The sequence below is a fragment of the Enterobacter sp. ODB01 genome (assembly GCF_001623605.1).
GTDB classification, from domain to species: Bacteria; Pseudomonadota; Gammaproteobacteria; order Enterobacterales; family Enterobacteriaceae; genus Enterobacter; species Enterobacter kobei.
In genome coordinates this window covers 749,711-765,790 of record NZ_CP015227.1, presented here as the reverse complement: position 1 = coordinate 765,790, position 16,080 = coordinate 749,711, and the positions used below count along the sequence as shown (strand labels likewise).

Below are 16,080 nucleotides of genomic sequence, written 5' to 3'. Positions count from 1 at the left end.
TGATCTAATTAAAAAATAATTGCCGATTCTAACAGAATCATCCACACCAAAAGGTTGGCGTTACGTGCCATCTGGCGGTAATTTGCACCAATCTACCATATAGCCTTACAAACGGCAGCCAAACAGCCTTGAAATTCACAATTTCATCACCATTGCTACCAGGACTCGACTCATGCAAAAACCAGAAAAGTTGCCCGTGACATTCGCCAAAAACGATGTAGAAATTATTGCACGAGAAACGCTTTATAGCGGTTTTTTTTCAATGGATCTTTACCGTTTCAGGCATCGCCTGTTTAACGGTGAAATGAGCGGCGAAATCAGACGCGAAATTTTTGAGCGCGGGCATGCGGCTGTCTTGCTACCCTTTGACCCAGTGCGTGACGAAGTTGTGCTGGTGGAGCAGATCCGCATCGCCGCGTATGACGTCAGTGAGAGCCCGTGGCTGCTGGAGATGGTGGCCGGGATGATCGAAGAGGGCGAGACGGTTGAAGACGTCGCCCGCCGCGAGGCGCTGGAAGAGGCCGGGCTGGTGGTTGGTCGTACAAAACCGGTGTTGAGTTATCTGGCGAGCCCGGGGGGCACCAGCGAGCGCTTGTCCATCATGGTGGGCGAAGTGGACGCCACGACGGCGGAAGGGATCCACGGTCTGGCTGATGAAAACGAAGATATTCGGGTTCATGTGGTGAGCCGGGAACAGGCTTATCAGTGGGTAGAAGAGGGGAAAATCGACAACGCAGCGTCTGTCATTGCCCTGCAATGGCTGCAACTGCATTATCAGACATTACGAAACGAGTGGAAAAAATGAAGCGCTATACACCTGACTTCCCAGAAATGATGCGCCTGTGCGAAACCAATTTCGCACAATTGCGCCGCCTGCTGCCGAGAAATGACGCACCCGGCGAAACGGTAAGCTATCAGGTGAGCAATGCGCAGTATCGGTTAACGATAACAGAATCAACGCGCTACACTACGCTGGTCGAAATTGAACAAACGGCGCCCAGCATTAGCTACTGGAGCCTGCCGTCAATGACGGTGCGCCTCTATCATGATGCGATGGTCGCTGAAGTGTGTTCGAGTCAGCAGATCTTTCGCTTCAAGGCGCGGTATGATTACCCGAATAAAAAGTTGCATCAACGCGACGAAAAGCATCAAATTAACCAGTTTTTAGCCGACTGGCTAAGATATTGTTTAGCACATGGAGCAATGGCGATTCCGGTTTGTTAGCGTCATAAACCTACCTAAGGACACCATTTGGAAAGCCTGTTGAACCTGACTGTTGCTGGTGGGGCGCCAGTCAGGATATTACAAATCACCGATACCCACCTTTTTGCCGAAAAGCATGAGACGCTGCTCGGGGTGAATACCTGGGAGAGCTATCAGGCAGTACTTAGCGCCATTCACGCTGAACATCGCGACTGCGATCTGATAGTTGCAACAGGCGATCTGGCGCAGGACCAATCCTCCGCGGCCTACCAGCATTTTGCTGAAGGCATCGCGAGCTTTAGCGTGCCTTGCGTCTGGCTGCCGGGAAACCACGATTTCCAGCCCGCGATGTACAGCTCCCTTCAGGACGCGGGGATTTCTCCGGCGAAGTGTGTTTTTGCGGGTGAAAAGTGGCAGATCCTGCTGCTGGACAGCCAGGTATTTGGCGTCCCGCACGGTGAGTTAAGCGAGTTTCAACTCGACTGGCTGGAGACCAAACTGGCTGCCGAACCTGAACGTCATACCCTGCTGTTGCTGCATCATCATCCGCTCCCGGCGGGCTGCAGCTGGCTCGATCAACACAGCCTGCGTAACTCCGCCGCGCTGGATCGCGTGCTGACGAAGTTCCCCCGCGTGAAACATCTGCTGTGCGGACACATTCATCAGGAACAGGATCTCGACTGGAACGGGCGCCGCATGCTGGCGACGCCGTCGACCTGCGTGCAGTTTAAACCGCACTGTGCCAACTTTACGCTGGATACTATCGCGCCAGGCTGGCGCTGGCTGGAACTGCATACCGACGGCACGCTGACCACGGAAGTCTGCCGTCTGGCAGGCGCACAATTCCGACCAGATACCGCTTCAGAAGGCTATTGATGTCTACGCTCCTTTATCTGCACGGATTCAACAGCTCGCCGCGCTCCGCAAAAGCGACACAGTTTCGCCAGTGGCTGAGCGAGCATCACCCCCATGTTGAGATGATTATCCCGCAGCTGCCGCCTTATCCGGCGGAGGCGGCGGAAATGCTCGAATCCATCGTGCTTGAACACGGCGGTGAATCGTTTGGTGTGGTCGGCTCATCGCTGGGCGGGTACTACGCCACCTGGCTCTCGCAATGCTTTATGCTGCCGGCCGTTGTGGTGAATCCGGCGGTACGGCCATTTGAGCTGCTGAGGGACTTTCTTGGTGAAAACGAGAACCCCTACACCGGGCAGCAATATGTGCTAGAGTCACGCCATATTTACGATCTCAAAGTTATGCAGGTCGACCCGCTTGAAGCGCCTGATCTCATCTGGCTGCTGCAACAGACGGGTGATGAAGTGCTGGATTACCGCCAGGCAGTGGCGTATTACGCATCCTGCCGCCAGACTATAGAAGAAGGCGGAAACCATGCTTTCACGGGCTTTGAGAATCATTTCACCCAGATTGTCGATTTTCTTGGACTGCACAGCCACTGACAATCAATGCGAATTGCTAGTTTAAATCATGACGCAAACCTATAACGCTGATGCCATTGAGGTCCTCACCGGGCTTGAGCCGGTTCGCCGCCGCCCGGGGATGTACACCGATACAACGCGCCCAAACCACCTGGGCCAGGAAGTTATTGATAACAGTGTGGACGAAGCGCTGGCGGGCCATGCCAAACGCGTTGACGTCATCCTGCATGCCGATCAGTCGCTGGAAGTTATCGACGACGGGCGCGGCATGCCGGTGGACATCCACCCGGAAGAGGGCGTGCCTGCCGTTGAGCTGATCCTGTGTCGTCTGCACGCGGGCGGTAAGTTCTCCAACAAAAACTACCAGTTCTCCGGCGGTTTGCACGGCGTGGGGATCTCCGTGGTTAACGCCCTGTCCAAACGGGTGGAAGTGAACGTCCGTCGCGACGGTCAGGTCTATAACATCGCGTTTGAAAACGGCGAAAAGGTGCAGGATTTGCAGGTTGTCGGCACGTGCGGCAAACGCAACACCGGTACCAGCGTCCACTTCTGGCCAGACGAAAGCTTCTTCGACAGCCCGCGTTTTTCCGTTTCTCGCCTGACGCACCTGCTGAAAGCGAAAGCGGTGCTGTGTCCGGGCGTAGAAATCACCTTTACCGATCACGTCAACAACACCGAGCAGACCTGGTGCTACGCCGATGGTCTTAATGACTATCTGTGCGAAGCGGTAAACGGCCTGCCGACGCTGCCGGAAAAACCGTTCGTCGGTAACTTTAGCGGTGACACCGAAGCGGTGGACTGGGCGCTGCTGTGGCTGCCGGAAGGCGGCGAGCTGCTGACGGAAAGCTACGTCAACCTGATTCCAACCATGCTTGGCGGTACGCACGTCAACGGCCTGCGTCAGGGCCTGCTGGATGCGATGCGCGAGTTCTGCGAATACCGCAACATTCTGCCGCGCGGCGTGAAGCTGTCGGCGGAAGATATCTGGGATCGCTGTGCCTACGTGCTCTCCGTGAAGATGCAGGATCCGCAGTTTGCCGGCCAGACCAAAGAGCGTCTGTCGTCACGTCAGTGTGCGGCGTTCGTCTCCGGCGTGGTGAAAGATGCCTTTACCCTGTGGCTGAACCAGAACGTTCAGGCGGCAGAGATGCTGGCTGAAATGGCGATTTCCAGCGCCCAGCGCCGTCTGCGTGCGGCGAAGAAAGTGGTACGTAAAAAGCTGACCAGCGGCCCTGCGCTGCCGGGCAAGCTGGCGGACTGTACCGCACAGGACCTCAACCGTACCGAGCTGTTCCTCGTGGAAGGGGACTCGGCGGGCGGGTCGGCCAAACAGGCGCGCGATCGTGAATATCAGGCGATCATGCCGCTTAAGGGTAAGATCCTGAACACCTGGGAAGTCTCTTCAGATGAAGTGCTGGCTTCGCAGGAAGTGCATGATATTTCCGTAGCGATCGGTATCGATCCTGACAGCGACGATCTGAGCCAGCTGCGTTACGGCAAGATCTGTATCCTCGCGGATGCGGACTCCGATGGTCTGCACATTGCCACGCTGCTGTGCGCGCTGTTCGTGAAGCACTTCCGCACGCTGGTGAAAAACGGTCACGTCCACGTGGCGCTGCCGCCGCTGTACCGTATCGACCTCGGCAAAGAGGTTTATTACGCACTGACGGAAGAAGAGAAGGCGGGCGTGCTGGAACAGCTGAAGCGTAAGAAGGGCAAGCCTAACGTCCAGCGCTTTAAAGGGCTGGGTGAGATGAACCCAATGCAGCTGCGTGAAACGACGCTGGATCCGAATACGCGCCGTCTGGTGCAGCTGACCATCAGCGACGAAGACGAACAGCAAACGAATGCCATGATGGATATGCTCCTTGCCAAGAAACGTTCGGAAGACCGACGTAACTGGCTGCAGGAGAAGGGTGATATGGCGGATATTGAGGCCTGATGCCCTAACCCTAACCCTCTACCACAGGGAGAGGGAATGGATCGTAGGCCCGGTAAGCGTGAGCGCCACCGGGCTTTTTTACATCAAAACTCCATCTTCACCGTAAACTGCACTTCACGCGGATCGCCGATTTGGTTGCCCAGATTATTGGTCGCGATAGATGACGTGTAGTAGGTCTTATCAAACAGGTTCTTCACGTTGACCTGCAGCGTCACCGGATACTGCAGCTTCATCTTATACGCCGCAAACGCATCCGCCACGAAATAGCCCGGCAGATAATAATCCGCACCGTTGGTCGCTGAGCGACGGCTCACGCCATGCCCGCCGCCGCCGAGGGTCAGCGTATTCCCGGCAAACGCATTATGAATATCGTAGGTCAGGAACAGAGAACCGGTATGGCGCGGCACGTTTGGCAGCGGTTTACCCGCATAGTCCGGGTCTTCCAGCACTTTCGCGTCGGTATAGCCGTAGCTGGCGATAATGTTGGTGTTCTCCGTCAGCGACCCGGCGAGATCCACCTCTACGCCCTGAGAACGCACGCGGCCCGCGGTTTTGGCGATGGTTTCGCCCCCGATGCTTTCGGTATACAGCACGTTGCGTTTGTGAATATCAAACAGCGCGATGTTGGCAGTAACCCCGTCGAACAGGTCGAACTTTGCGCCCACTTCGTAGGCATTCGACGTTTCCGGCGGCAGGTCGCCAATATAGCTCGCAATGGACGACTGCGGCATAAACGTCTGGGAGTAGTTAGCAAACAGCGAAACGGACGGCGTGAGTTTGTAAACCAGCCCCAGCTTTGGCGTCCACTGTTCGTCGCGACTGTCGGTGTTAACGTTGAAAGGACGGCCTTTACCGGCGTACTGGGTGTAATACTGATAGCGCATCCCGGCGACGGCGATCCATTTATCGGTCAGGTACAGGGCATCCTGCGCGTAGGCAGAGTAACTCTCCTGCTTCAGCGTCTGGTCGCTGTCAGCGGCGGAGACGGTTGTACACTTGTCGAGTTTGCCGTAAACCGGATGGTAAATATTGAAACCTTTGACGTTCTTACAGCGCATCATGTCCGTACGCAGCAGATCGTAATTTTCATACGACACGCCGGTCAGGATCTCATTGTAAAAGCCCGCGATATCCACGTTGCCCTGCAAATCCGCGCGGGTGCTGTGCATGCGCTGGGTTGAGCCCTGGGTCGCATCCACGCGACGGGTCAGGTTACCGGTTTTGGCATCGTAGGCCATTACGCGGGCCTGGTTATCGCTGTATTTATCCTGGCTGTAGCTGTAGTCGAACTTCGCGGTCCACTGGCTATTAAGGCGGTATTCCGCGTTAAGCTGAGCGAGATCGGACTGCCCGTCAGTGATGTTAAACGGCTCGTCAAAACGGGTATTGCGATCGACGTTCACCGGCTGTTTGGTGTTGAGGTCGAAGATCGTGCCGCGATCGAACGGCGTTTTATAGTCGCGGTGGGAATAGAGCACGGTCACCGTGGCATCATCGCCAAACCAGGTCAGGGAGGGGGCGATAAAGGTGCTGCGTTCGTTACCGAAATTGCGCCAGTAGTCCTCGTCCTGGTACTCCCCCGTCAGGCGGTACGCCAGACGGGTCCCGTCAATCGGGCCGGTCACGTCAACCTGTCCGGTGCCGCCGCCAAAGCTGGAGGAGGTGGCAGAAATTGCGCCGCCGAAGGTTTTCTCCGGGCGTTTAGTGACGACATTAATCAGGCCGCCCGGATCGAGAATGCCATAAAGCGTTGAGGCCGGGCCTTTCAGCACCTCCACGCGTTCGGTAGCGGCGTTGAAGCTACGTGGCAGGACGGTACGCAGACCGTTGGTCATGATCGAGCCGTCACGGTTCGCGCCAAATCCACGGCGCACAAAGGCATCCTGCGTACCGCCCAGGGTGTTGGTCTGAACCACGTTGCTGACGTTATACAGCGCTTCATCGAGCGTGGTAGCGTGCTGATCCGCAAGCACTTTATCGCTGACGGTATTCACCACCTGCGGGATATCCAGCATGGGCATGGTGGTCAGCGTCGCGGTGGAGGTGTTCAGCGGCTGGTAGCCGTTGGTGGCCTCCGCCACGGCAGTGGGATCGGCGATAACGGTAAGCGTTTCGCCATCTTTAGCCGTATTAGCGTCTGCGGCCTGTACCAGCGGTGCGATAAACAGCAGAGAAAAGAGCGCGCGCCCTTTTACCCCAGAGAGTGAAGGTGTGAACGTAGCCATTACATCTGTTATCCCGAAATATCCGTGAATCACCTTCACGGAAGAATGTGTGAGTCATTGCCCTTAATGGTCTGCTCGTTAGCCAGAACCGGCATCGAACATGTAATTGAGAATCATTCAATCATGCAGGCATGTAGTAGTAAATGAAAAAAGGTAAAAATTGGCTACACAGGCGAAACGTGACGGAAATACAAAAGGTTAACCATTTAATTGATTGAAAAATAGATACTTATTTGTGTTTTGTGTCGCGTGTAAATGCCCCGTTACCCCTGGTTTTTTAAGGGTATTTCTTCACTTGACTACTACATGACGCGGCGGCAAACTCTCAAAAGAGAATGATTTTTATTTATATTTATTGCTGTTTTTCATTACGTTGGCATTCACGTGGCTCACAACACCCAAAAACCGGGACTGGTTCTGGAGAATCTTTCTGCCGGTTACCAGAAAAAAATCATCGTTGATGATATCTCCCTTACGATCCCGCAGCAGAAAATAACCGTTCTGGTGGGCGCGAACGGCTGCGGAAAATCGACGCTGCTGAGTACGATTGCGCGCTTACTCCAGCCGCTGGGCGGCGCGGCCGTTCTCGACGGCAAGGCAATCCACGCGCAGCCGACGAAAGCGGTCGCCCGCCAGCTTGGCATCCTGCCGCAGTCGCCGCTGCTGCCGGAAGGGTTAACCGTTTTCGAGCTGGTCTCGCGCGGGCGTTTCCCGTGGCAGAATTTTATGCGCCAGTGGAGCGACGAAGACGAGCGGGCGGTGGAAGAGGCGCTGCGCCTGACCGGCACGGCGGAGTTTGCCCATATGCCCGTCGAAAGCCTGTCCGGCGGCCAGCGCCAGCGCTGCTGGATCGCCATGGCGCTGGCGCAGCAGACGCCGTATATCCTGCTGGATGAACCGACAACCTTCCTCGATCTCCGTTACCAGGTGGAGATCCTGGAGCTGCTGCATACGCTGACGCGCGCGCATGGACGTACCGTGGTTGTGGTGCTGCACGACCTTAACTTCGCCGTGAATTATGGTGATTCACTGGTCTTTTTACGCCAGGGAAAAGTGGAGGGCGTGTTACATGAGGGCGACGTCTGCACGCCGGCGTTGATTAAAGCGGTATTTGATGTCGACGTGCATATGTCCATCAATCCGCTGACCGGCAAACCGTTCTTTATGCCGTTCCGCCAGGTCACGGAACAGCCATGATGCGCACCTCTCTGGCTTTCCTGCTTTTCACCTTGCTGCTGGCGATGGGCGCGATTGCGCATCTGGGTATCGGTGCGCGCTTTATCGCCCCGAAGACGGTGGTGGAGGCCTTCTTCCATTTCGACCCGCGCAATTTCGACCATAACATCATTATCAAACTGCGGCTGCTGCGTCTCTGCGGCGCGATGGTGACAGGTGCTGCCCTCGGCGTCGCGGGCGTGCTGCTGCAATCCGTGATCCGCAACCCGCTTGGCGAACCGCATATTCTGGGGCTCAATGCCGGGGCGGCACTGGCGGTGGTACTGACGAGCGCGCTTGGGCTAACGCTGCCGTTTGGACGCCCGCTGATTGCCGCCGCTGGCGCCGCTGCGCTGTTTCTGCTGGTGCTGATGTTCTCCTCGTCCGGCCGCGCCGGACTCACGCCGATGAAGGTGACCCTGTGCGGCGTGGCGATGTCGGCGTTTGCCGCGTCGATTACCGCCACGGTGCTCATACTGGATGAACAGACGCTGCTCGCCATGCGGACCTGGCTGGCGGGAGATTTAGCAGGGCTTAGCGGTGAAACGATCGCCGCTGCCCTGTGGGTGGCGGCCATGGGGTTTGTGCTGGCGCTCGGGTTATCGCCCTCGCTCAATATGCTGGCGATGGGCGACAGGATGGCGCAGGGGCTGGGCGTGTCGCTGCTGAAAACCCGCCTGCTCGCTCTGCTTTCTATCGCGCTGCTCTGCGGGGCGGCGGTCTCCCTCGCCGGGCCGATTGGCTTTATCGGCCTTGTGGTGCCGCAGCTCATTCGCCGTGTGGTGTCGGTCGATCTGCGCGTGATGGTGCCGCTCTCTGCCTTGTGCGGGGCACTGGTTCTGCTGCTGGCGGACATTGCTGCCCGCACGCTGTTTACGCCCTGGGAGCTGGCAACCGGCATCATGACTGCCCTGGTCGGCGCGCCCATCTTTATCTTCATGGCTGCAAGGATGTTCAAATGAACCGGGCTGGATTGCGTGCGTTACGCGTGGGGGCTTTCTCGGCGCTGGTTCGTCCAAAAGCGCTGGCGTGCCTGGCCGTCCTGACGCTGGCGGCCTGCTTGCTAACCGCTTTTGGCCTGACGCACGGCTCGCTTCCCGTCCCCGCATCCGCCATTGGGCGGGCGCTGTTTTATCCCGAAAGCCTGACCCCAGAGACGCACTATATCGTGATGGATATCCGTCTGCCGCGCCTGCTGATGGCGGTACTGTGCGGCGCGATGCTCGGCATGGCTGGCGCGGCAATGCAGTCCATTACCCGCAATGGCCTGGCGGACCCGGGGCTTATCGGCGTGAAAGAGGGTTGTAGCGCGGCGGTACTGCTGCTGATTTTTCAGTTTCCGGCGCTGGGACTAGGCTGGCGGCCGCTGGTCGGCATAGCCGGAGGCCTACTCACTGCGCTGCTGGTGGTGGCCCTGGCGCGTGATATTTCGCGTCCACGATTCATTCTGATCGGCATCGGCGTTTCATGGGCCTTCGCCGCGGCAATGGGCGTCTTTATGACCACGGCGGACGTGCGCGACGTGCAGACGGCGATGCTATGGCTGGCGGGAAGCCTGCACGCGGCAAACTGGACGCTGGTCAGCATTGCGACGGCCTGGTCGCTTCCGGCATTTGCGCTGCTGTTATTAACCGCCCGCGCTGCCGACGTGGCGCTGCTCGGCAACCACTCGGCGGCGGGGCTGGGGGTGCGCACGAACCGACTGGCGCTGCTGCGCGTTCTCGCCCCGGTGGTACTGACGGCGGCCTGCGTCTCCTGCGTGGGCAGTATTGGTTTTGTCGGGCTTATTGCGCCACATATGGCGCGCCTGCTGCTGCGCGGCGGGCAAAGCGCGCTCCTGACGGGAAGCGCGGTGCTGGGCGCGCTGCTGGTGCTGCTGGCGGATAACGTCGGTCGGCTGGCATTCCTCCCGCTGCAGCTGCCTGCGGGCATTGTGATTTCACTGATTGGTGGACCCTTTTTCCTGCTGCTGCTCTGGCAGCGTCGGGACAGATTTTAGGAGACTATGATGCGCGTACTGTTTGCGATGCTGTTGCTGGTGGGCTTTGCGGTGGGTGCGGCCGAGCCGACCCAGACGTTTACGGACGATCTGAACCGGAAAGTGGTGGTACCGGTACATCCGAAACGGATCGTCTCGTTACACGATCTGGATATCACCATTCCACTGATTGAGCTTGGCGTACCGCCCGTGGCGAGCCATGGCCGCACGCGACCGGACGGTAGCCACTTTCTGCGGTCCAGCGGCATGTTGACCGGCGTCGACTTCGATAATTCCGACATCAAATTTATCGGCACTGCCGATATCGACATTGAGGCCATCGCCGCGGCAAAACCGGACCTGATCATTACCGAGCCGACCCGCAACACGCCGGTGGAGCAGCTGGAAAAAATAGCCCCGACGGTGAGTATCGATCATCTCGACGGCGGCGCGCCGGAGATCTACCGCAAACTGGCGCAGCTGACGGGCACGCAGGCGCGGCTCAAGGTTCTTGAACGCCGCTATCAGGAACAAATCAAGGCGCTGAAGGCGACTATCGACACACGCAAAATCACCGTGTCGGTGATTCAGGCTAATCAGGGGAAAATCAACGCCATGCACAGCTACCATTCGCTGGGGCGCGTCCTGCGTGATGCCGGGTTTACCTTCCCGCCGCTGATTGAGTCCATCCCGGAGGGCGGGCGGATTGACGTCAGTGCTGAACGGCTGCCGGAGCTGGATGCTGATTTCGTTTTCGCTACCTGGCGCGGGGATACGGGCGGCAAACCGCAGGATGAGCTGGCAGCGATGGATGCGGTCATGCCCGGCTGGTGTCAGTTCCTGAATGCCTGCCGAACCGGCCACTACGTACTGATCTCGCGCGAAGAGGCCATCTCGAACTCGTTCGCCTCGTTAGGGCTCATGGCCGCGCAGGTGCAGTCGCAGATTGCCGGACGTCCTTTGCCGGAGGCGTCACGATGAGCCGAAAAGTCGATGTTTTCGGCGACCGCCTCCGCTCGCGGGCGCACCAGCTTACGCCGCGGCTGCTGCTGGTGGCGCGCTATATCAATGAAAATCGTGAAGCGGTGATGGAACAGACGGCGATGGAGATTGCGACGCTGCTTAAAACGTCGGATGCTACCGTCGTCCGCGCCATCCAGGCACTCGGTTTTGGTGGATTGCGCGATCTCAAGCAGACGCTGGAGCAGTGGTTTGGTCCGGTGGTGACCTCCAGCGAAAAGATCTCCACCACGGTGAATACGCTTACCAGCGACGTCAATGCGAGCATTGATTTCGTGCTGGAGGGGCACCAGCATACCTGTAACGTCTTGTCTGAACCCCACAACCGCCTCGCGATGGCGCAGGCGGTCTCACTGCTGGCTCAGGCGAGGCAGGTTGCCCTATTTGGTATTGGCGCGTCCGGGATTCTGGCCGAATACACTGCCAGATTGTTCAGCCGGATGGGACTCCCCGCCATGCCGCTCAACCGTACCGGGATAGGGCTTGCGGAACAGTTGATTGGGCTCCAGCGCGGCGATGTGCTGATCATGATGGCGCAAAAATCTGCGCATCGGGAAGGACAAACCACGCTGCGCGAGGCGAAACGCCTGGGGATCCCCACCGTTTTGCTGACCAATGCCACCGACTCACAATTCAGTAAAGAGGCCAGCGTGGTTATCCACGTCCCGCGTGGCGGAGAGAAGGGTAAAATCCCGCTTCATGGCACGGTGCTGCTGTGTCTGGAGATGATTGTTTTATCCGTTGCCTCCACCGAGCCGCAGCGCACTATTAAGTCGATGAAGCGTATCAATGAGTTGCATCGTGGGTTAAAGCCGGGGAAGAAAAGCGGTTAAAAACAGTCGGGGGTAACCCCGACTCGTTGATCACGCTTTAGGAATACGCAGCGTCTGGCCCGGGTAGATTTTATCCGGGCTGGAGAGCATAGGGCGATTGGCCTCGAAAATCTTGTTGTACTGGTTGGCATCGCCGTACACGGTTTTGGAGATAGCGCTCAGGGTATCGCCGGATTTTACCGTGTAGTAGGTAGCTTCATCTTTGGCATCGGTCGCGGTGATATTGTTCTCCACCTCGCTGACGCCCGCGATGTTCCCGACGGCGACCTGGATTTTCTCTTTCTGCTCCTGGGTCAGCCCGTCGCCCGTTACGCTGGCTTTGCCGTCGGTAACGTTAACCTGGACTTTGTCTGAACCGGGAATGTTGAGTTTCTTGAGGTGCTCGGTGATTTTGTCGCCCTGGCCTTTATGATCGGTCAGGTTATCCCACAGCTTTTCGCCTGCTTCTTTTACGAAGTTAAAAAGACCCATTCCATCCTCCTGTTAATCATGAAGTCAGAATAAGCATAGCAGTTGAGGTTTAAGGTGCTAAAAAAGCCCGGTGGCGCTAACGCTTACCGGGCCTACGGTTCAGGTTTTGTAGGCCGGGTACACGCAGTGCCACCCGGCAAATTCCACGAACTTAAACCCCTTGCTCCAGAATACGGATGTGGGTCTCCAGCACGTCACCTTTCACCGCATCGCTCCACGCTTTCATATGTGCGGTCTGCAAATGCGCTTCAAGATGGGCGACGGTTTCCCACTGCTCAACCATGATAATGGAGTCTGGCGCGGTGGCCTGGAAGCTTGCGTCAGTAGCGGCGTCAACCATCGGCGCGTAGCCGTGGCAGCCTTCTTCTTTCAGTACGGTTGGGATAATTTTCGCGAACTGATCCAGCACCGCCTGACGGTGATGTTGACCTGGACGAGTACGGATTTCTGCGATTACTGTAAGCATGGTTACTACTCCTTTAATTCCAGGCTACCAGTTAAGCAAAAATTTTCGCGAGATGCTTGCGATATTCTGCGATATAGCTCGGGACGTCCGGCATTTTAATCACGTCGTTGACGATAAAGGTCGGCAGCGGATCCATCCCCAGGAACTGGTTCGCCTTGTGGAACGGCAGATACGCACCGTCGACGCCCACGCCTTCAAAGAACTGATCTTTTTCGGTGAAGGCTTCCAGAGGAGCGTTCCAGGTCAGGGAAAGCATATATTTTTTGCCCTGAATCAGACCGCCGGAACCGTATTTTTTCGACGCGTCTGAACGGGTGCGGCCGTCGCTGGCATAAAGTGAACCGTGACCTTCGGTGAAGACGTCGTCCATGTACTTTTTCACCGTCCACGGTGCGCCCATCCACCAGCCCGGCATCTGCCAAATCACTACGTCGGCCCACAGGAAGTTCTGCACTTCCGCCTTCACGTCATACTCGCTGTCCGCACGCACGACCTTAACATCATGCCCGGCGTCGCGCAGGAAACCATCCGCGACCTCGGTCAGGGTGTCATTCAGTTGGCCTTTAGAGTGCGCAAATTCTTTTGCGCCGTTGATAATCAAAATGTTGCTCATTATTTGTCCTCGTGACTGAGAGTATGCCGGGTATTCTACGCGCGAGGACGGAGCGGAAAAATGAGCAAAATGTGCAAAGTCTTTTGCGTTAAATGCAATAATCTTTTACCAACTGACGTTCACTTCGAAGCCGCCTTCAGGGGCGTTGCCCAGCGCGACGTGCATCCCGTGCAGGGCGGCGATGCGTTTCACAATGGATAACCCCAGCCCGCTTCCGGTGGCATCCTGACCTGGCGGACGGTAAAACCGCTCGCCGAGACGCGTCAGCGCATCGAGGGAAATACCCGGGCCGTTGTCGCGCACGGTAAAGCGACGCGCATCCAGCGTCACATCCACCACGCTGCCGCGCGGACTGTAACGGGTGGCGTTATCCAGCAGGTTACGTACCAGCAGGCTCAGGAGCAGTTGCTGACCCGTGCGCGTCACCTCTGGCGCGTTAATGTTCAGACGAATATCAATGCCCGCCTGCTGCGCCGGAGGGTAGATATCCATTACCGCGGACTGCAGCAAATCGGCCATCGCTATCTGTTCTACACCGTCCAGGCTGTCCAGCGAGTCCAGACGCGACAGCGTGAGGAGCTGATCCACCAGGCGGGACGCGCGATCGATGCCCGCGTGCAGTTGCGTCAGCGCTTTTTCCTGCGCCTGCGGATCGTCCTGAGAGAGCTGCGCCACGTCGGTTTGCACCTTCAGCGCCGCCAGCGGGCTGCGTAATTCATGGGCGGCATCGGAGGTAAAACGGCGCTCGCGGGTCATCATCTCCTGGGTACGCGCAAAGAGATGATTCAGCGAGTCGAGCAGGGGGCGCACTTCCGCCGGTACGCCCTGGATGGGCAGGGCATCGGTGGCATCCGGCGAGCGCGCGCGCAGGGTCTGTGCCAGCTTTTTCAGCGGTTTCAGTTCCCGACTCAGCAGGACAATAAGCAACAGCAGCATTACCGGCAGCGCCACCAGCCAAGGCGTCAGCTGTGAGCTGACGACGTCGAGCGCCATATCCTGCCGGTACTCCCACTCCTGGCCGACCACCACGCGGTATTTCCCGTCTGGCGAGGTCAGCCATAAAAAGCGCCATTCGTCGTTATCGTCCTGAAGCCGTCCGTCGTCAAAGCCGTCACGGCGATAGTGATACGGGATATCGCGGCCGTTTTCGCCGTCGTTCAGGATCATCGTGCCGTCTGAAGCGTAAATCGCAAAGGCCAGCGCGTCGTCGTCAAGATGCCCGTGTTTGGCTTTTTTCGGCACCTCTCGCATGCGCGCTGGCGCATGAAGCTCGTCCAGTTCCATCGTCAGCAGTCGTTTGGCAAACAGCATCTGCTGCGTATCGAACAGCTTATCCAGCTTGTGGGTGGTCTGCTGCCAGGCCACCAGGCTGGCGGCAAACCATGCCGTCAGAGAGAGGACTAAAAACAGCAGCGTCAGGCGCAGCTTCAGGCTCAATTTCATGCGTCACCCAGGGTATAACCGATGCCGTGTACGGTGCGGATAAAGTCGCTTCCAAGCTTGCGGCGTAAATGATGAACATGGACTTCGACGGCGTTGCTGGAGACGTCATCGTCCCAGGTATAGAGTTTTTCCTCGATCAGCTTGCGCGGCAGTACCCGGCCTGCGTTACGCATTAACAGCTCCAGCAGCGCGAACTCTTTAGGCTTAAGCGTTAACGTTTCGCCATCCAGCGTGGCGATAAGGCTCGCTGGATCGAGCGTGACCTTGCCGTGGCGCAGTTCGCTGCGCGTCTGGCCGTGGCTGCGGCGCACCAGCGCTTCAAGGCGGGCAGCCACTTCGATCAGGGCGAAAGGCTTACAGAGATAATCGTCCGCCCCGAGGCGCAGCCCTTCAACACGCTGGTTCAGCGCATCCCGCGCCGTCAGGATCAGTACCGGCTCGCTGTGTCCGCCTTCACGCCAGGCGCGCAGAATGTCCAGACCGTCAATTTCCGGCAGCGTCAGGTCCAGCACCACGGCATCATAGGGCGCGGAAGCGAGCGCGGCCTGCCCGGTTTTCCCCTCGGTAAACCAGTCCACGCTAAAGCCCAGTTTGCTTAAGCCCGCTTTGATGCCATCGCCGATGAGCTTGTCATCTTCTACCAGTAAAATGCGCATGTTCCCTCCTTGATGCCGCCAGTAAACCCTCTCTAAGCGGCTGGTGTACAGTAAAAATAAATAAATTTTCCCCTTAAGAAGTTGTTAAGGATTACCCTGTTTAATGGACTGCGAAACGACATTAAAGGGAGAGATTACGATGAAAAAATTCGCTGCAATTGCTGCCATCATGATGATGACCACCGCGCCGGTCTTTGCTGCTCAGGGCGGTTTTAGTGGCCCATCCGCCACGCCGGCCCAGACGCAAACTCAGCAGGGCGGTTTTGTCGATAACAACGCCAACCTCACCACCGCGGCTAAAGTGAAAGATCTGAAGGACGATGCCTGGGTGAAGCTGCGCGGGAACATTACCGAGCGCCTGTCCGATGACCGCTACACCTTCCGCGATGAGTCCGGTACGGTGGTGGTCGAAATTGACCACAAGCGCTGGAACGGCGTGACCGTGACCCCGCAGGATAAAGTGGAGCTGCAGGGTAAAGTCGATAAAGACTGGAACGAGTTTGAAATCGATGTGAAGCAGGTTATCAAGCTGAACAAATAACCCGAAAAGGGCCGCTCACCCGGCCCTTTTTCTTTGTG

The 16,080-nt window shown here is 57.5% G+C and carries 17 protein-coding genes; 11 read left to right on the top strand and 6 right to left on the bottom strand.

Annotated features, from left to right (window positions below; translation table 11 throughout):
• Positions 1-172: 172 nt before the first annotated feature.
• The 5 genes from nudF to parE are packed head-to-tail and all read left to right on the top strand — an operon-like array spanning position 173 to position 4,581.
• The gene (gene nudF, locus A4308_RS03620; protein WP_008502974.1) at positions 173-805 is read left to right on the top strand and encodes an ADP-ribose diphosphatase; all 633 of its coding nucleotides are present in this window, start codon (positions 173-175) and stop codon (positions 803-805) included.
• Positions 802-1,224, top strand: a complete 423-nt coding sequence (locus A4308_RS03615) for a DUF1249 family protein (RefSeq protein WP_003862516.1) — start codon at positions 802-804, stop codon at positions 1,222-1,224. Before nudF ends, A4308_RS03615 begins: the two co-directional genes overlap by 4 nt.
• Before the next feature lie 27 nt (positions 1,225-1,251).
• Positions 1,252-2,079 carry a 3',5'-cyclic-AMP phosphodiesterase gene (cpdA, locus tag A4308_RS03610; protein WP_045134834.1) on the top strand — a complete coding sequence of 276 codons (828 nt, stop codon included), beginning with the start codon at positions 1,252-1,254 and terminating at the stop codon, positions 2,077-2,079.
• On the top strand, positions 2,079-2,660 hold the full coding sequence (gene yqiA / locus A4308_RS03605) for an esterase YqiA (protein WP_023331317.1): 582 nt from the start codon (positions 2,079-2,081) through the stop codon (positions 2,658-2,660). The genes cpdA and yqiA overlap by 1 nt, the downstream gene beginning before the upstream one ends.
• Before the next feature lie 28 nt (positions 2,661-2,688).
• A complete protein-coding gene (gene parE / locus A4308_RS03600) occupies positions 2,689-4,581 on the top strand; it encodes a DNA topoisomerase IV subunit B (RefSeq protein ID WP_014885256.1) in 1,893 nt (630 codons plus the stop codon).
• Between the two features lie 83 nt (positions 4,582-4,664).
• Here the strand turns inward: parE and A4308_RS03595 are convergent, their stop codons facing one another.
• Positions 4,665-6,806, bottom strand: a complete 2,142-nt coding sequence (locus A4308_RS03595) for a TonB-dependent siderophore receptor (protein ID WP_014885255.1) — start codon at positions 6,804-6,806, stop codon at positions 4,665-4,667.
• Between the two features lie 384 nt (positions 6,807-7,190).
• On the opposite strand from A4308_RS03595, the gene A4308_RS03590 reads away from it, so the two are divergent.
• From A4308_RS03590 to A4308_RS03570, 5 genes are read left to right on the top strand one after another with little or no spacing between them, the layout of a single operon-like run.
• Positions 7,191-8,003 (top strand): ABC transporter ATP-binding protein, encoded by an 813-nt coding sequence (locus A4308_RS03590; RefSeq protein ID WP_045281437.1) that lies wholly within the window; start codon positions 7,191-7,193, stop codon positions 8,001-8,003.
• Complete coding sequence (locus tag A4308_RS03585) at positions 8,000-8,983, top strand: FecCD family ABC transporter permease (RefSeq protein WP_045281438.1); 984 nt, start codon at positions 8,000-8,002, stop codon at positions 8,981-8,983. Before A4308_RS03590 ends, A4308_RS03585 begins: the two co-directional genes overlap by 4 nt.
• Positions 8,980-10,020: a FecCD family ABC transporter permease gene (locus A4308_RS03580; RefSeq protein ID WP_045281439.1), complete on the top strand. Its 1,041-nt coding sequence runs from the start codon at positions 8,980-8,982 to the stop codon at positions 10,018-10,020. Before A4308_RS03585 ends, A4308_RS03580 begins: the two co-directional genes overlap by 4 nt.
• A 9-nt stretch (positions 10,021-10,029) precedes the next feature.
• Positions 10,030-10,980 (top strand): iron-siderophore ABC transporter substrate-binding protein, encoded by a 951-nt coding sequence (locus A4308_RS03575; RefSeq protein ID WP_014885251.1) that lies wholly within the window; start codon positions 10,030-10,032, stop codon positions 10,978-10,980.
• A complete protein-coding gene (locus A4308_RS03570; RefSeq protein WP_014885250.1) occupies positions 10,977-11,852 on the top strand; it encodes a MurR/RpiR family transcriptional regulator in 876 nt (291 codons plus the stop codon). Before A4308_RS03575 ends, A4308_RS03570 begins: the two co-directional genes overlap by 4 nt.
• 30 nt (positions 11,853-11,882) lie before the next feature.
• Here the strand turns inward: A4308_RS03570 and lysM are convergent, their stop codons facing one another.
• The 5 genes from lysM to qseB form a co-directional block, all read right to left on the bottom strand.
• Positions 11,883-12,323, bottom strand: a complete 441-nt coding sequence (lysM, locus tag A4308_RS03565; RefSeq protein ID WP_014885249.1) for a peptidoglycan-binding protein LysM — start codon at positions 12,321-12,323, stop codon at positions 11,883-11,885.
• Between the two features lie 151 nt (positions 12,324-12,474).
• A complete protein-coding gene (locus A4308_RS03560) occupies positions 12,475-12,789 on the bottom strand; it encodes a putative quinol monooxygenase (protein WP_008502984.1) in 315 nt (104 codons plus the stop codon).
• A 31-nt stretch (positions 12,790-12,820) separates the two neighbouring features.
• Positions 12,821-13,402, bottom strand: coding sequence for an NAD(P)H-dependent oxidoreductase (locus tag A4308_RS03555; protein ID WP_014885247.1), 582 nt, complete (start codon positions 13,400-13,402; stop codon positions 12,821-12,823).
• A 105-nt stretch (positions 13,403-13,507) separates the two neighbouring features.
• Entirely contained in the window at positions 13,508-14,845 is a 1,338-nt protein-coding gene (gene qseC, locus A4308_RS03550) for a quorum sensing histidine kinase QseC (RefSeq protein ID WP_045281440.1), read from the bottom strand.
• Positions 14,842-15,501 (bottom strand): quorum sensing response regulator transcription factor QseB, encoded by a 660-nt coding sequence (gene qseB, locus A4308_RS03545; protein WP_014885245.1) that lies wholly within the window; start codon positions 15,499-15,501, stop codon positions 14,842-14,844. Before qseB ends, qseC begins: the two co-directional genes overlap by 4 nt.
• A gap of 139 nt (positions 15,502-15,640) precedes the next feature.
• On the opposite strand from qseB, the gene A4308_RS03540 reads away from it, so the two are divergent.
• The gene (locus A4308_RS03540) at positions 15,641-16,042 is read left to right on the top strand and encodes a YgiW/YdeI family stress tolerance OB fold protein (protein ID WP_014885244.1); all 402 of its coding nucleotides are present in this window, start codon (positions 15,641-15,643) and stop codon (positions 16,040-16,042) included.
• Positions 16,043-16,080: the final 38 nt, after the last annotated feature.

Excerpts from the sequence above, each read along its gene's own strand:
- A4308_RS03575 (WP_014885251.1), top strand. The coding sequence starts at position 10,030 with ATGCGCGTACTGTTTGCGATGCTGTTGCTGGTGGGCTTTGCGGTGGGT.
- A4308_RS03595 (WP_014885255.1), bottom strand. The coding sequence starts at position 6,806 with ATGGCTACGTTCACACCTTCACTCTCTGGGGTAAAAGGGCGCGCGCTC.
- A4308_RS03570 (WP_014885250.1), top strand. The coding sequence starts at position 10,977 with ATGAGCCGAAAAGTCGATGTTTTCGGCGACCGCCTCCGCTCGCGGGCG.
- parE (WP_014885256.1), top strand. The coding sequence starts at position 2,689 with ATGACGCAAACCTATAACGCTGATGCCATTGAGGTCCTCACCGGGCTT.
- qseC (WP_045281440.1), bottom strand. The coding sequence starts at position 14,845 with ATGAAATTGAGCCTGAAGCTGCGCCTGACGCTGCTGTTTTTAGTCCTC.
- A4308_RS03540 (WP_014885244.1), top strand. The coding sequence starts at position 15,641 with ATGAAAAAATTCGCTGCAATTGCTGCCATCATGATGATGACCACCGCG.
- nudF (WP_008502974.1), top strand. The coding sequence starts at position 173 with ATGCAAAAACCAGAAAAGTTGCCCGTGACATTCGCCAAAAACGATGTA.
- A4308_RS03585 (WP_045281438.1), top strand. The coding sequence starts at position 8,000 with ATGATGCGCACCTCTCTGGCTTTCCTGCTTTTCACCTTGCTGCTGGCG.
- A4308_RS03615 (WP_003862516.1), top strand. The coding sequence starts at position 802 with ATGAAGCGCTATACACCTGACTTCCCAGAAATGATGCGCCTGTGCGAA.
- A4308_RS03555 (WP_014885247.1), bottom strand. The coding sequence starts at position 13,402 with ATGAGCAACATTTTGATTATCAACGGCGCAAAAGAATTTGCGCACTCT.
- A4308_RS03560 (WP_008502984.1), bottom strand. The coding sequence starts at position 12,789 with ATGCTTACAGTAATCGCAGAAATCCGTACTCGTCCAGGTCAACATCAC.
- qseB (WP_014885245.1), bottom strand. The coding sequence starts at position 15,501 with ATGCGCATTTTACTGGTAGAAGATGACAAGCTCATCGGCGATGGCATC.
- lysM (WP_014885249.1), bottom strand. The coding sequence starts at position 12,323 with ATGGGTCTTTTTAACTTCGTAAAAGAAGCAGGCGAAAAGCTGTGGGAT.
- A4308_RS03580 (WP_045281439.1), top strand. The coding sequence starts at position 8,980 with ATGAACCGGGCTGGATTGCGTGCGTTACGCGTGGGGGCTTTCTCGGCG.
- yqiA (WP_023331317.1), top strand. The coding sequence starts at position 2,079 with ATGTCTACGCTCCTTTATCTGCACGGATTCAACAGCTCGCCGCGCTCC.